The 13141-nt window shown below is 64.5% G+C and carries 12 protein-coding genes; 4 read left to right on the top strand and 8 right to left on the bottom strand.

Annotated features, from left to right (window positions below; translation table 11 throughout):
- Positions 1 to 314: 314 nt before the first annotated feature.
- Positions 315 to 1271 (bottom strand): L-threonylcarbamoyladenylate synthase, encoded by a 957-nt coding sequence (locus tag M2343_RS00675; protein WP_264575205.1) that lies wholly within the window; start codon positions 1269 to 1271, stop codon positions 315 to 317.
- A 164-nt stretch (positions 1272 to 1435) separates the two neighbouring features.
- On the opposite strand from M2343_RS00675, the gene M2343_RS00670 reads away from it, so the two are divergent.
- Positions 1436 to 2257: an ATP-binding protein gene (locus tag M2343_RS00670; RefSeq protein WP_264577457.1), complete on the top strand. Its 822-nt coding sequence runs from the start codon at positions 1436 to 1438 to the stop codon at positions 2255 to 2257.
- 133 nt (positions 2258 to 2390) lie between these two features.
- On the opposite strand, the gene M2343_RS00665 is transcribed toward M2343_RS00670, so the two are convergent.
- On the bottom strand, positions 2391 to 3758 hold the full coding sequence (locus M2343_RS00665; RefSeq protein WP_264575204.1) for a PQQ-dependent sugar dehydrogenase: 1368 nt from the start codon (positions 3756 to 3758) through the stop codon (positions 2391 to 2393).
- A gap of 73 nt (positions 3759 to 3831) precedes the next feature.
- Positions 3832 to 4014: a hypothetical protein gene (locus tag M2343_RS00660; RefSeq protein WP_181561599.1), complete on the bottom strand. Its 183-nt coding sequence runs from the start codon at positions 4012 to 4014 to the stop codon at positions 3832 to 3834.
- A gap of 225 nt (positions 4015 to 4239) precedes the next feature.
- Between M2343_RS00660 and M2343_RS00655 the strand changes: the two genes are divergently transcribed.
- Positions 4240 to 4449 carry a hypothetical protein gene (locus M2343_RS00655; protein ID WP_181560352.1) on the top strand — a complete coding sequence of 70 codons (210 nt, stop codon included), beginning with the start codon at positions 4240 to 4242 and terminating at the stop codon, positions 4447 to 4449.
- Positions 4450 to 4550: 101 nt separating this feature from the next.
- Here the strand turns inward: M2343_RS00655 and M2343_RS00650 are convergent, their stop codons facing one another.
- The 5 genes from M2343_RS00650 to M2343_RS00630 all read right to left on the bottom strand — a co-directional run bounded on the left by M2343_RS00650 (position 4551) and on the right by M2343_RS00630 (position 10165).
- Positions 4551 to 6236, bottom strand: coding sequence for a long-chain-fatty-acid--CoA ligase (locus M2343_RS00650; RefSeq protein ID WP_264575203.1), 1686 nt, complete (start codon positions 6234 to 6236; stop codon positions 4551 to 4553).
- A gap of 125 nt (positions 6237 to 6361) precedes the next feature.
- Positions 6362 to 7018 (bottom strand): DUF1013 domain-containing protein, encoded by a 657-nt coding sequence (locus M2343_RS00645; RefSeq protein WP_181561486.1) that lies wholly within the window; start codon positions 7016 to 7018, stop codon positions 6362 to 6364.
- A gap of 167 nt (positions 7019 to 7185) precedes the next feature.
- Positions 7186 to 8244, bottom strand: coding sequence for a glycosyltransferase family 4 protein (locus M2343_RS00640; protein WP_264575202.1), 1059 nt, complete (start codon positions 8242 to 8244; stop codon positions 7186 to 7188).
- Positions 8241 to 9080, bottom strand: a complete 840-nt coding sequence (locus M2343_RS00635; RefSeq protein ID WP_264575201.1) for a UDP-2,3-diacylglucosamine diphosphatase — start codon at positions 9078 to 9080, stop codon at positions 8241 to 8243. Before M2343_RS00635 ends, M2343_RS00640 begins: the two co-directional genes overlap by 4 nt.
- A 104-nt stretch (positions 9081 to 9184) precedes the next feature.
- Entirely contained in the window at positions 9185 to 10165 is a 981-nt protein-coding gene (locus tag M2343_RS00630; RefSeq protein ID WP_264577456.1) for an NAD(P)H-quinone oxidoreductase, read from the bottom strand.
- Between the two features lie 190 nt (positions 10166 to 10355).
- Between M2343_RS00630 and M2343_RS00625 the strand changes: the two genes are divergently transcribed.
- Together M2343_RS00625 and clpA are read left to right on the top strand one after the other, a co-directional pair.
- Complete coding sequence (locus M2343_RS00625) at positions 10356 to 10556, top strand: DUF1192 domain-containing protein (RefSeq protein ID WP_181560355.1); 201 nt, start codon at positions 10356 to 10358, stop codon at positions 10554 to 10556.
- Positions 10557 to 10699: 143 nt separating this feature from the next.
- Complete coding sequence (gene clpA, locus M2343_RS00620) at positions 10700 to 13030, top strand: ATP-dependent Clp protease ATP-binding subunit ClpA (protein WP_264575200.1); 2331 nt, start codon at positions 10700 to 10702, stop codon at positions 13028 to 13030.
- Positions 13031 to 13141: the final 111 nt, after the last annotated feature.

Raw genomic sequence — 13141 nt, 5'->3', positions numbered from 1 at the left:
AAAAGTGCAGCCGCAAGTGTAAAAAATGCAACGAAGATCAACGAAGAATCGAGATCAACTCTGGATAAGGCGATCAATTATTCAGTCCTCCGTTTACTGCCGACACGCCAACTGGATTTGCCGCGTCCGTGCATAACGCATGGATTTGACAATCGAGCCTTCACGAACTCTTCAAAAACCGCAAACCAGCCAGCGGCAAACCGTGCATGAGCCGCCGCTGCCTGCCACATGTGCGAGATTCGCGAGGATGGCCAGCGGTCGATCGCCCCGGCCCGGCCCGCATATTTTCGACCGACTCACCGCCTAGGCCGACCTCACGCAGCCGCGCGCCGCAGACGATCGTTGATGGCAAGGCCGAGCCCTTCAGACGGGATCGGCGCCACCGAAATGCGCGACGCCGCGCTCTCGTCTGCTTCGTGCAGGGCGGCGAACAGATTGGCGGCGGCTTCGACCAGATCACCACTCGGGCTGAGATTGCGCTGGGATGGTCCCGGACCGAAACCGATGTGGAAGCTGCCGGACGCAGGGTCTGTGCAGTTGAGCATCAAGGGTTTGGATGGCGCATAATGGCTTTCGAGCTGGCCGGGCGCGGTAATCCCTGCAATGGCTGCGGGTGCGCGCACCGGTCGTCCGGTGATCGCTTCGAGGCGCTCCGGGGTCACGGGGCCGGGCCGCAGCAGGATGATCGCATCGTCAAGCGGCTCGACGATAGTCGATTCCACGCCATCGCTGGCTGGCCCGGCATCGAGGATGAACGGGATACGCCCGCCGAGGCTGGCCAGCACATGGCTGGCGCGGGTCGGGCTGATCGCGCCGGAGCGATTGGCCGAGGGGGCGGCCAACGGCACGCCCGCCGCGCCGATGAGCGCGCGCATTGCCGGATGCGATGGCAGCCGCACCGCCAGCGTGGGAAGACCGGCGCTGGCAAGCCCGGCGGCGGGACTATCGGGCAGGCGCGGCAGGACCATGGTCAGCGCGCCTGGCCAGAATGCCTCGGCCAGCACTTGCGCCGTGGCGTTGAACGACACCAGTTGGCGCGCCATCGCGACATCGCTGACATGGACGATCAGGGGATTGAAGGACGGGCGGCCCTTGGCCTCATAGATGCGTGCCACGGCGAGATCATTGGTCGCATCAGCGGCGAGACCGTAAACTGTCTCGGTGGGCACGGCGACCGGTTCGCCGGCCATGATCAGCGCGGCGGCTTCCGCCAGCCCGGCGCTGTCATAGGCGCGAATACGCGTTTCGAGGGACCGGGTGGCGCGGGACATGTGCGGCCTATAGCCGCGCCGCGTGACACATTGAAGCGGCATGATAGCGTGGCGGCGACAGGGCGGAGACCGGTGCCGCCGGCCTTCGCGTCTTGACCTCGCGGGAACGGCCCGCCACGGCTCAATCCATGATGACCGAGGGAAATGCCATGTCCACACCATCCATGGACGATGCGCTCGCGCGGATCGCCGCCGCGCTCGAACGGCTTGCGCCGAATGCCGCCGCCACCCCGGACCTAGAGGCGCATCCGGCCTATCGATGGGATGGGAAGATGCTGGTGCCTATCGAGGGCTTCGAGCCGATCGACTACGCCCTGCTGACCGGCATCGACGCGCAGAAAGAGGCTTGCCTTGAGAATACCCGTCGCCTCGCGCGGGGCCATGCGGCGCACGACATTCTGCTGTGGGGTGCGCGGGGAACGGGCAAGTCGGCCACGGTGGCCGCCTGTGTCGGCCAGGTGCAGAAGGAAGGGCTTCCGCTCGCGATGGTCGAGATCGCCACGGACGATCTGCGCAGCCTCGCAACGCTGTTCTCGCTGCTGCGCGCCTCCCACCGGCCGATCGTCCTCTATATCGATGACCTTGGTTTCGACGGCGACTTCGGCGCCGATGCACGAGCGCTCCGCTCGCTGCTGCAGGGCGGCGCCAGTGCGCGCGGGAGCCATGTGCGGCTCTATGCGACATCCAACCGGCGCCACATCGTGCCGCGCTCGATGGGCGAGCAGGATGACCCGATCAACCCCCGCGACGTCGTGGACGACCGGATGGCCCTTTCCGATCGGTTCGGCCTGTCGCTCGGCTTCCATGCGCTCGATCAGGATGCCTATGTCGCCATCGTGCGCCGCTACGCCGCCCGTTATGAGCTGGACGTCGATCCACTGGCCGCGATCCAGTGGGCAACCCAGCGCGGCAGCCGCTCAGGCCGGGTCGCCTGGCAATATGTGGTGGAACTGGCGGGCCGGGCGGGCATTACGCTCGACCGCTGAACGACCGGGCGGGGCGCTGCTATAAAGGCCGTGCTCTTGCGAAAGCAGGAGTCCAGGGCGCGGCCGAGGAGCTGAGCCGCCCTAGGCCCCTGCTTTCGCAGGAGCACCGGGTCCGATCATTTGCGTGAAGGGCTCAGGAGGCGGGCGCGCGCTCCGGCGTCGGCGCGGCGGCCGGTCTTGCGGAATTGCTCACACGCCAGATAATCCCGCCGACATCGTCACTGACCAGCACCGATCCATCGGCGGCGACGAGCACGTCGACCGGCCGACCCTGCGCCTGCCCGTCCTTGTTGAGGAAGCCGGTGAGAAGATCGACAAGCTTGCCCTGCGGCCGGCCGCGATCGTCAAAGGCAACATAGGAAACCTTGTAGCCGCTGGGCGGTTTGCGGTTCCAACTGCCATGCAGGGCCACGAAGGCCCCCTGATTGAACGGTGCGCCAAGCGCGGACCCCGGCGTGAAGGCCAGGCCCAGTGGCGCCGTGTGCGTGCCCAGACCAAAGGCCGGGCGGCGGGTATATTCGCGCAGATCATCGCGCTGCGGCTGCACGCGCCGGTCGACATAGCCGCCCCAGTAATTCCACGGCCAGCCGTAGAAGGCCGCGAATTCCACGTCGGTCATGTAATCCGGCACGAGGTCCGAGCCCAGCATGTCCCGCTCGTTGACGACCGCCCAGAGCGAGCCGGTCCACGGGTTCCAGGCCAGATCGGTGGGGTTGCGCAGGCCGCTGGCGAAGATATTCGCCTCGCCCTTGCGCGGATCGATCTCCAGAATAGCGGCGCGATAATCCTCCGCGTCCAGCCCGTTCTCGGCGATATTGCTGTTCGAGCCGACGCCGACATAGAGCTTGCCGTCGGGGCTTGCTGCAAGGCTACGCGTCCAGTGATTATTGGGCGCATTGGCGGGAAGATTGGCGACCTTGCGGCCTTCCACGGTGATCCGCGTTTCGCCCAGCTTGTAGGGGAAGGCCATCAGGCTGTCGGTGTTCGCGACGTAGAGCGTCTCGTCGATCAGCGCCATGCCATAGGGCGAGTTCAGCCCTTCCAGCAGGACATGCCGCTGCTCGGCAATGCCGTCGCCATTGGCATCGCGCAGCAGCGTGATGCGATTGGCGGACACGCCACCAGCGCCGGCAAAGCCGATCAGCTTGCCCATGATCCAATCCTGGATGCCACCGGCTTTGCGGGGCGGGCTATTGGTCTCCGCCACCAGAATGTCGCCATTGGGCAGGCGCAGCATCTGCCGTGGGTGATCGAGACCGGCTGCGAAACGCTGCACGACGAGACCACGCGCGGCCACCGGCGCGGCGCCATCGGTCCAGCCGACTGGCTTGGCGATCATGACGGTGGGGAGGATCTGCTTGCGCGCCGGCGTGAACTCGGGCTCGCGCCCTTCAAGCGCGGTTTCCGGAAGGCGCGCGACATCGGGGCGCGACAGATAATAGAACACGCCACCCGCGATGAGGATCAGCGCGGCGAGTGTCAGCAGGATGATCTTTTTCATGGCGACGATCTTACGGCTGCGCCCGCCTTGACGCAACAAGCCGAGCGGCCATGCGCGCCCTTATCTGCGCGGATCAGCCCCGGCCCTTCAGCCAGATCGCGACAGCCACGATCACCCCCAGCGCAAGCCCGGCCAGAATGCCGATCGAGGGCTGCCCGGTCGCGATCCCGACGATCGTGCCAAGGAGAATAAGGCCGGCCAGCGGCGCACCGCCGCCCATGGGTGATTTGTCGCCTGGAGAATTCGGATCGGTCATGCCACGCCCATGCCATGTCCCGCGCCGCGATGCCAGCCGAACAAACGCGCGGTCTTCGTCGTGCCGTAACTGGACAGATTGCTCCCGCACGGGACTTGGTTAAGCCGTGCTTAGCCAGCGTGAGGCGTCTGATCCGGATAGAGGGCTAAGCTGGCACGGTCCGTGAATGGATTCAGCTGGACCAGAATGACTCGATTTTACGGGGGCAAGGGATTCGAATTTTGAATGCATCTTCCGATCATGGTCGACCGTCGGAGCTATGACGACGCCACCGCATTGATGCGGATTTTCGGCGATCACGCGGGCGTTGAGGCGGCCCAGCGCGCGGATCGCAGCCGCGATGTCGGCAACCATATCCGCTTCTGCCACTGGAGAGAGGTGGAGCGCGTCCTGTTTCTTCTCCAGGTCCAACATTGCGTGGGAACCGTCCATTGACAGCCGCGTTGAGGAAATGATGCGGCTCCCCGCAATTGCCGCTATCATCTCTCCCGGCTCATCCCTCAGTCCCCCCCAACGATGAGCCGGGAGAGAAACCCTCAAACAAGCCCCACCTTGGCCCGCTCTTCCGCGACAAGTTCCTTGCGCGAGAGCTTGCCAACCAATGTGCGCGGCAGGCTCTCACGGATTTCGACCGCGCAGACGCGCTCATGCTTGCCGAGCTGCGGATTGAGCCAGTCCTTGAGACGCTCGCCGTCGATGTCGTCCTCCACCTCCGGCCGCAAGGTCACGAAGGCCTTGGGCACCTCCCCGCGATAATCATCGGGAATACCGATCACGAGCGCCTCCCGGACGGCGGGATGGCGATACAGCACGTCCTCGACCTGGCTGGGGAAGACCTTGAAGCCGCCGACCGCGATCATGTCCTTGATGCGGTCGACCACGCGGAAATAGCCGTCTTCATCGATCGTGCCGACGTCACCGGTGCGCAGGAAGCCGTCGACGAAGACCTCACGATCGGCATCCGGATTCTGCCAGTAGCCTTGCATTCTTTGCGGGCCGTCAAAGGCTATCTCGCCGGGTTCCCCCGGCTGGGCAAGCTTGAACGGGTCTTCCCGGTCGAGCAGGCGCACGCGCGTGCCGGGAATGGGCTGGCCGATCGAGCCGGTCTTGCCCGGCCCATCATAGGGATTGGCCGAGACGACCCCGCTGCTCTCCGTCAGCCCATAGCCTTCGACCAGCCGCGCGCCGGTGGTCGCCATGAACCGCTCCTTGAGCGGCAGCGGCAGCGGCGCGCCGCCGGAAATGCAGACGCGTAGAGAAGAGAGGTCGGCTTTGGCGAGATAGGGGCTGTCCAGCAAAGCCTGGAACATCGTCGGCACGCCCGGGAGCGAGGTGACGCGGGTCCGCTGGATCGCCGCGATGACCTGCCGGGCATCGAACCGCGGAAGAATGACGATCTCGCCCCCGCGAACGACTGTGCGATTGAGCACCGCAGTGTTGGCGAACACATGGAAGAAGGGCAGCGCACCCAAAATGCGGTCCTCAAGGGCATGCCAGGGATCGAGCAGGTCGATCTGCCGCGCATTGGCCGAGAGGTTCTGGTGAGTGAGCATCGCGCCTTTAGGCCGCCCGGTGGTGCCACCAGTATATTGCAGCAAGGCAAGGTCGCGCAGGGGATCGATCGACGGCAGGCTGGAGGGATCATCGCCCAGCAACGAGCCGAACGAGAGAATGCGCGGATCGGAGGGGACATGGTCATCGGCTGACCGCTTGAACAGGCGGTAGAGCAGGGATTTGCCCAGCGGCAGGCCACCGGCGACGGAGCCCACCACCAGCCGGTCAATGCAGGAGCAATCCAGCACGGCGCAGGCATTGCCAAACAGGGGTTTGGCGGAGATGGTCACCAGCAGGGTCGTCCCGCTGTCCTCAGCCTGATGCGCCAGTTCCTCGACCGTATAAAGCGGCGAGAAATTGACCGCGATGGCGCCGGCCATCATCGCGCCATAATAGGCCACGACGTAGTGCGGGACGTTGGGGAGGTAGAGGCCGACCCGATCGCCGGGCTGGACGCCAAGGCCGATCAGCCCGGCCGCGAAGCGCCGTGCATTGCGGTAGCACTCGGCATAGCTGAACTTGCGCCCGTAAAAATCAAGCATCGGGCGGCTGCCGTCCTGCTCCACGGCAGATCGCAGCATCTCCGGCAGCGATAGCGGGGTGAAGTCCTGCGCCCACGCAACGGGGTGATCATAATGGTCCTGCCAGGCGGGTTTTTCGCTCTCCATGCGGAGAGGCTATGCGATCCCGCGTAGCAAGGCAACGCCATGCCGGGCGACGCTACGTCGCCCGGATGAATGCTTTTGATCACAGTGTAAATTCGACCCCGAACGCACCGAATCGGGGCGCGAAATCAGTCTTCGCGGGGGCGGCTCGCGAACAAAGCGGCTTCCTCCGCCAGCATCGTTTCAGACGCGCGGCGCTGTGCGTCCTCGCGCTCCTGACGCAGTTCGGCGATCAGTGCCTCACGGTCGCCATCGAGACGGTTGTCGGTCGGCGCTTCGATGCCGGCCTTCTTGGCCGCCTTGGCCACCAGCGCATCCAGCTCACGCTGCGAGCACAGGCCCAGCGTCACCGGATCCTTGGGCTGGATATTGCTGATGTTCCAGTGCGTCCGCTCGCGGATCGCCTGGATGGTCGTGCGCGTCGTGCCGATCAGCTTGCCGATCGCGCCGTCCGAAACCTCGGGATGGTGGCGCAGAATCCAGGCGATGCCGTCCGGCTTGTCCTGACGCTTGGAAACCGGCGTGTAGCGCGGCCCCTTGGTGCGGCGGACCGGGTCCGGCCCCTTGAGCATCTGCAGCTTGTAATCGGGGTTCTGCTCGCCCTTGTGGATTTCCTCCACGGAGATTTCATGCGCACGGACCGGATCACGGCCGGTATATTTGGTGCCGGCGGTATCGTCCGCGATCGCCTGCACCTCGAGGATGTGCAAACCGCAGAATTCCGCAATCTGCTCAAAGCTGAGCGCAGTGTTGTCGACCAGCCAGCTGGCTGTGGCGTGGGGCATGAGCGGCTGTGCCACGGGACAAGTCCTTCTGTGCAAAATAGAAGGGCCACCCCTCACGGGATGGCCTTGATGGTCGCACAGATAAGCTATTCCGGCTGGATCGGCAAGCGTTCGCGCGCGTCACGGCCCCCAAGGCGGCGAAAGACCGTTCGGCCGGTACAATGGGCTCAGGCCGCGTGTGCCAGCGCCGGGGCGTCGAGCCAGTGCAAGCTCTCGAGGAACTGCTCCGCGCTGCGCCGCCAGGTGAAGCCGCGCGCATGCGCCGTGCAGGCCGACGGAGAAAGCTCCAGCGCCTGCGTCACGGCGCGCGCGAGATCCTCATCCATCGCGCCGGTCTGTGCTGTCAGCACGTCGACCGGGCCGGTGACCGGATAAGCCGCCACCGGCGTGCCGCAGGCGAGCGCCTCGATCATCACCAGCCCGAAGGTGTCGGTGCGACTGGGGAAGACGAAGACATCGGCAGCCCGATAGGCCGAGACAAGCGCCTCGCCGCTCAACATGCCGAGGAAGTGAACGCCGGGATGCCGCGCCTCCAGCGACGCGCGCGCAGGCCCATCGCCCACCACGACCTTGCTGCCGGGCGTATCGAGCGCAAGGAAGGCCTCGATATTCTTCTCCACGGCGACACGGCCGACGTGGAGAAGGACCGGCCTCGGCAAGCCGGCAAGCGCGGGATGCCCCTCCCCTTGCGCCGAGAATTGCGTCAGATCGACGCCGCGCCCCCAATGATGCGTGTGACGGATGCCGGCGCGATGCAACTCCGCGCGCACGGAGGGCGTCGCCGTGAGCACCGCTTGCGCCGCGCCATGAAACCAGCGGAAATAGGGCCAGAACCAGTCCGCCGAGAGGCCCGTGCGCCGCTCGACATAATCAGGGAAATTGGTGTGGAATGCCGTGGTGAACGGGCGGTCATGCCGCAGGCACCAGCGCCGCGCGGCCAGACACAGCGGGCCTTCGGTCGCGAGATGAATCGCATCCGGCCCGAACGCCGCGATCATGCGGGCAATCGCTCCCGGCGCCGGCATCGCCAGCCGAATTTCGGGATAAGTGGGGCAAGGCAGCGTGTGAAAGCGATCGGGCGCGATCACCTCGATCGTGTGCCCCATGGCAATCAGTTCCGCGCGAACCGCCTGAAGCGTTCGCACGACGCCATTGACCTGCGGCGCCCAGGCATCGGTGACGATGAGGATGCGCCGGGGGGCCGGAGCAAGCCCGTGACCGCTCAAGCGGCGACCTCCAGATCATCCGCAGCGACGCTCGTGGTGCGTGCCGCCATCACCTCGGCCCAGTGGAGGATTTCCATCCGCCCATCATGATGCTCGACAAGCGCCGTGCATCCCTCCACCCAGTCGCCATCATTATAATAAGTGATGTCGCCGAACTGGCGGATTTCCGCCGTGTGGATGTGCCCGCAGACGACGCCATCGACACGCCGCCGTCCCGCCTCGTGCGCAACGATCTCCTCGAAGCGGGTGATGAACGCCACGGCGTTCTTGACCTTGTGCTTGGCGATCTTGGAGAGCGACCAATAAGGCAGGCCCAGCCAGCGGCGGACCTGATTGACGCGGCGATTGAGCGCCATCAGCGCGGTGTAGGCGGCGTCCCCTACGAAGGCGAGCCACCGATGCGCCAGCATGACCGTGTCGAACTCATCGCCATGCAGCACCAGCAACTTGCGGCCATCGACAGTGGTGTGGATCATCTTGCGGCGGATTTCGACGCCGCCGAAGCTCATGCCGGTGAACTGGCGGAAAATCTCGTCATGATTGCCCGGGATATAGATGACGCGCGTGCCGCGCCGCGCCCGCTTCATCACGCGCCAGACCACGTCGTTATGGGCAGTCGGCCAGTAGACGCGCTTCTTGAGCTGCCAGCCATCGACGATGTCGCCGACCAGATACAGCGTGTCGCTGTCCACATTGTCGAGAAAATCGACAAGCATCTCGGCATTGCACCCCTTGGTGCCGAGATGGATGTCGCTGATCCAGATCGTGCGGTAGTGGGCGCGCGGATGACCGCTGCGCACGGCCCGCTCCTGCGCGATTGAGCTGATGGCGTTCATGGCTTTCTTGACCCCCGGGGACACCATTTCCCCAAGCGCGCTCTAGCCGAACAATGTGACAGTTTTTCTGGGAATATGACGGATTTGCGTCACTCGGCGGCTCTTCACCGCACCTTCAGGACAATCTTCCCGAAATGCTCGCCCGCTTCCATCAGCGCGTGCGCTTTCGCGGCTTCGCCCAGCGGGAAGACGCGGTCCAGCGCGGGACGCAGCGCGCCCTCCTCCGCCATCGACCAGACCGTGCGGCGGATTTCATCGACGAGCAGGCCTTTGAAGCCCGCGGTCCGCGCCCGCAATGTGGAGCCGGTGAGCGTCAGGCGGCGCATCATGATTTTGGGAATGAACAGGTCGGCCTTGGCCCCACCCAGCACCGCAATGGAGACATGCCGGCCGTCCTCGGCCAGGCACTCCAGGTTGCGCGGGAGATAATCGCCGCCCACCATGTCCAGCACCGCCGTCACGCCCTTGCCATCCGTGATGCGCTTCACAGCTTCGACGAAGTCCTCGCTGCGATAATTGATCGCATGGCCAGCGCCCCATTCCAGCGCGGCGCGGCACTTGTCGTCACTGCCACAGGTGACGATCGTCGTGATCTCGAACAGCCGGCATAGGGCCACGGCCATGGTGCCGATGCCGCTCGTCCCGCCATGGATGAGCACGCTGTCGCCGTTCACGATATAGGCGCGCTCGAAGAGATTGTGCCAGACCGTCATCAGCGTCTCAGGGATTGCAGCCGCTTCTTCCATGGAGAGCGCCGGTGGAATGGCGAGGCATTGGGCATAGTCGGCGCAGGCATATTCGGCATAGCCGCCGCCCGCGACCAGCGAACAGACGCGCTCGCCGATCACGTCGGGGCCTATCCCCTCACCCACCGCCACAATGGTTCCGGCCACTTCCAGCCCCGGCAGGGGGGAGGCGCCGGGCGGCGGCGGATAGCTGCCCTGCCGCTGCAGAACGTCCGGGCGATTGACGCCTGCCGCCTCCACGGCAACGAGCACTTCGCCTTGCGCGGGCACCGGCAGGGGAACCTGAACCTCGGTCAGCACATCCGGCCCGCCTGGCTCCCGAATAGCAATGGCGCGCATGGTCTCGGGCAGGTTCGTCACCTTGGCTTGCTCCCCCTGGCTGGCCGTGATCGGCCCTACGTCTAGAGTCCGGTGCGAAAAAGACCAGCCCGGAAAGCAAGATAGGCGGATTGCAACCGCCCCTTCCGGCATACCGAAGCTTCTGCCAACCCCGGTTGACTTGCGCGGACTTTGGCGCAAGCATGTCGTTATGGATTTCGACGACGCCTCACCCCGGGCGCGGCCCGGCGACCTGATTGCACAGCTGATCCGCGAAGATTTGGATCGGCTTTCGGTCGATGAGCTCGATGAACGCATCAGCCTTCTTTCAGCCGAAATCGAGCGCACCCGCGCCAAGAAATCGAGCGCGGTTCACCACAAGGCAAGCGCTGAGGCGCTATTCAAGAAATGAGGAGAGCGGAGGCAGGATCGCCTTCTGGCGCATATCGGCCTCCGGCAAATCGGTGGATGACAGAGCGGCCCTTGAAGGCGGCTCGCGGCGTGCCGACATTGACCCTAACGCGACCCTCTCTCGGGCCGCAGGAGTAGAACGATATGCCCTCTTTCGCGTCCGCCCTCGAAACAACTCTGCACAATGCCCTGGCACATGCCACGGAGCGCGCGCACGAATATGCGACGCTCGAGCATCTGCTGCTGGCGCTGATTGACGATGAACATGCCGCAAAGGTCATGCAGGCCTGTGGCGTGGATCTTGGTGAGCTTGGCGACACGGTCACCCATTATCTCGATACCGAACTGGAGAGCCTGAAGGTCTCCGGCGGCGTCGACCCCTCTCCCACCAGCGGGTTCCAGCGCGTCGTCCAGCGCGCGATCCTTCACGTCCAGTCTTCCGGCAAGGAAGAAGTGACCGGTGCGAATGTGCTGGTGGCTTTGTTCTCCGAGCGGGAGAGCTACGCCGTGTATTTCCTGCAGCAGCAGGACATGAGCCGCCTCGACGCGGTTTCCTATCTCTCGCACGGCGTCGGCAAGGGCGCTGCCTCGCCGGAGCCGGCCAAGCCGGCCCAGGCCGAGGAAGAGAAGAAGCCGGAGGCCAAGAAGAAGGAAGGCGCGCTCGACCAGTTCACCGTCAATCTCAACGAGAAGGCGAAGGAAGGAAAGGTCGATCCGCTGATCGGCCGCGATTCCGAGGTGGATCGGACGATCCAGATCCTGTGCCGGCGTTCCAAGAACAACCCGCTCTATGTGGGTGATCCGGGCGTGGGCAAAACGGCCATTGCCGAGGGTCTGGCGCGCAAGATCGTCAATGGCGAAGTGCCCGACGTGCTCAAGGAAGCGGTGATCTACTCACTCGACATGGGCGCGCTGCTCGCTGGCACGCGCTATCGCGGCGACTTCGAGGAGCGGCTGAAGGCCGTCGTCACCGAACTGGAAAAGATGCCGCACGCGGTGCTGTTCATCGACGAGATCCACACGGTGATCGGCGCCGGCGCGACGTCAGGCGGAGCCATGGATGCCTCGAACCTCCTGAAGCCTGCGCTGTCGGGTGGCGCGATCCGCTGCATCGGCTCGACGACCTACAAGGAGTTCCGCAACCACTTCGAGAAGGACCGCGCGCTGCTGCGTCGCTTCCAGAAGATCGATGTGAACGAGCCAACGGTGGATGATACCGTCAAGATCCTCATGGGCCTGCGTTCGGCCTTCGAGGATCACCACTCGGTCAAATACACGCCCGATGCCATCAAGGCGGCGGTGGAGCTGTCAGCGCGGTATATCAATGATCGCAAGCTGCCGGATAAGGCGATCGACGTGATCGACGAAGTCGGCGCGATGCAGATGCTTGTGCCGCCCTCGCGTCGCAAGAAGATGATCACGCCCAAGGAGATCGAGGCCGTGATCGCAACGATGGCGCGGATCCCGCCCAAGACCGTGTCGAGCGACGACAAGAGTGTGCTGGAAACCCTCCAGACGGATCTCAAGCGTGTCGTCTTCGGGCAGGACAAGGCCATCGAGGTGCTCAGCTCCGCGATCAAGCTGTCGCGCGCCGGCCTGCGCGATCCGGACAAGCCGATCGGCAACTATCTCTTCTCGGGCCCCACCGGCGTCGGCAAGACGGAAGTTGCCCGCCAGCTTGCCACGCTGCTCGGCATCCCGCTCCAGCGCTTCGACATGTCGGAATATATGGAGCGTCATTCGGTCAGCCGCCTGATCGGCGCGCCTCCGGGCTATGTCGGCTATGATCAGGGTGGCCTGCTTACCGATGCTATCGACCAGAACCCGCATTGCGTGCTGCTGCTGGACGAGATCGAAAAGGCCCATCCGGACCTGTTCAACATCCTGCTGCAGGTGATGGACAACGGGCGCCTGACCGATCACCACGGCAAGACCGTCGACTTCCGCAACGTGATCCTGATCATGACGACCAATGCCGGCGCGTCCGACATGGCGAAGGAATCGATCGGGTTCGGGGAATCGACGCGCGAGGATGTGCAGGAAGAGGCCGTGAAGAAGCTCTTCACGCCGGAGTTCCGCAACCGCCTCGATGCCATCGTGCCCTTTGGCTATCTGCCGTCTGAAGTTGTCGCCCGTGTGGTCGACAAGTTCATCCTGCAGCTCGAGCTTCAGCTGGCCGATCGCGACGTTCACATCACGCTCGACGACGAAGCCCGCAACTGGCTCACCGCCCGCGGTTACGACAAGCTGTACGGTGCCCGTCCGATGGGTCGGCTCATGCAGGAGAAGATCAAGCAGCCTCTTGCCGAGGAACTGCTGTTCGGCAAGCTCGTGCACGGTGGCGAGGTTCACGTCCGCCTCAAGGACGATGCTCTCTCCTTCGAGATCACGCCCGCCGCACCCAAGCGCAGCAAGGGGAGTGCCACGCGCAAGGCAAAGAGCGGCCCTTCCGAGGTCTCAGAACCGAAGAGCTGAACACCATCGACGGCACAGTTCATATAATCTCGACCGGCCCCGGGCAGTTGCTCGGGGCCGGCTTGTTTTCAGGATATCCGCATCACCATGAGAATGGCTGGGATCGCTCAG

Origin of the sequence: Sphingobium sp. B8D3B (assembly GCF_025961875.1) — a bacterium.
In the GTDB taxonomy this organism is placed as follows: Bacteria; Pseudomonadota; Alphaproteobacteria; order Sphingomonadales; family Sphingomonadaceae; genus Sphingobium.
The sequence above is the reverse complement of the archived record's forward strand: the minus strand, read 5'-3'. Positions and strand labels throughout refer to the sequence as shown.

What these genes read in the sequence shown, in the direction of transcription:
- M2343_RS00675 (WP_264575205.1), bottom strand. Translation starts at nt 1,271, where the DNA reads ATGTCCCGCGCCACCCGGTCCCTCGAAACGCGTATTCGCGCCTATGAC.
- M2343_RS00670 (WP_264577457.1), top strand. Translation starts at nt 1,436, where the DNA reads ATGGACGATGCGCTCGCGCGGATCGCCGCCGCGCTCGAACGGCTTGCG.
- M2343_RS00665 (WP_264575204.1), bottom strand. Translation starts at nt 3,758, where the DNA reads ATGAAAAAGATCATCCTGCTGACACTCGCCGCGCTGATCCTCATCGCG.
- M2343_RS00660 (WP_181561599.1), bottom strand. Translation starts at nt 4,014, where the DNA reads ATGACCGATCCGAATTCTCCAGGCGACAAATCACCCATGGGCGGCGGT.
- M2343_RS00655 (WP_181560352.1), top strand. Translation starts at nt 4,240, where the DNA reads ATGCATCTTCCGATCATGGTCGACCGTCGGAGCTATGACGACGCCACC.
- M2343_RS00650 (WP_264575203.1), bottom strand. Translation starts at nt 6,236, where the DNA reads ATGGAGAGCGAAAAACCCGCCTGGCAGGACCATTATGATCACCCCGTT.
- M2343_RS00645 (WP_181561486.1), bottom strand. Translation starts at nt 7,018, where the DNA reads ATGCCCCACGCCACAGCCAGCTGGCTGGTCGACAACACTGCGCTCAGC.
- M2343_RS00635 (WP_264575201.1), bottom strand. Translation starts at nt 9,080, where the DNA reads ATGAACGCCATCAGCTCAATCGCGCAGGAGCGGGCCGTGCGCAGCGGT.
- M2343_RS00630 (WP_264577456.1), bottom strand. Translation starts at nt 10,165, where the DNA reads ATGCGCGCCATTGCTATTCGGGAGCCAGGCGGGCCGGATGTGCTGACC.
- M2343_RS00625 (WP_181560355.1), top strand. Translation starts at nt 10,356, where the DNA reads ATGGATTTCGACGACGCCTCACCCCGGGCGCGGCCCGGCGACCTGATT.
- clpA (WP_264575200.1), top strand. Translation starts at nt 10,700, where the DNA reads ATGCCCTCTTTCGCGTCCGCCCTCGAAACAACTCTGCACAATGCCCTG.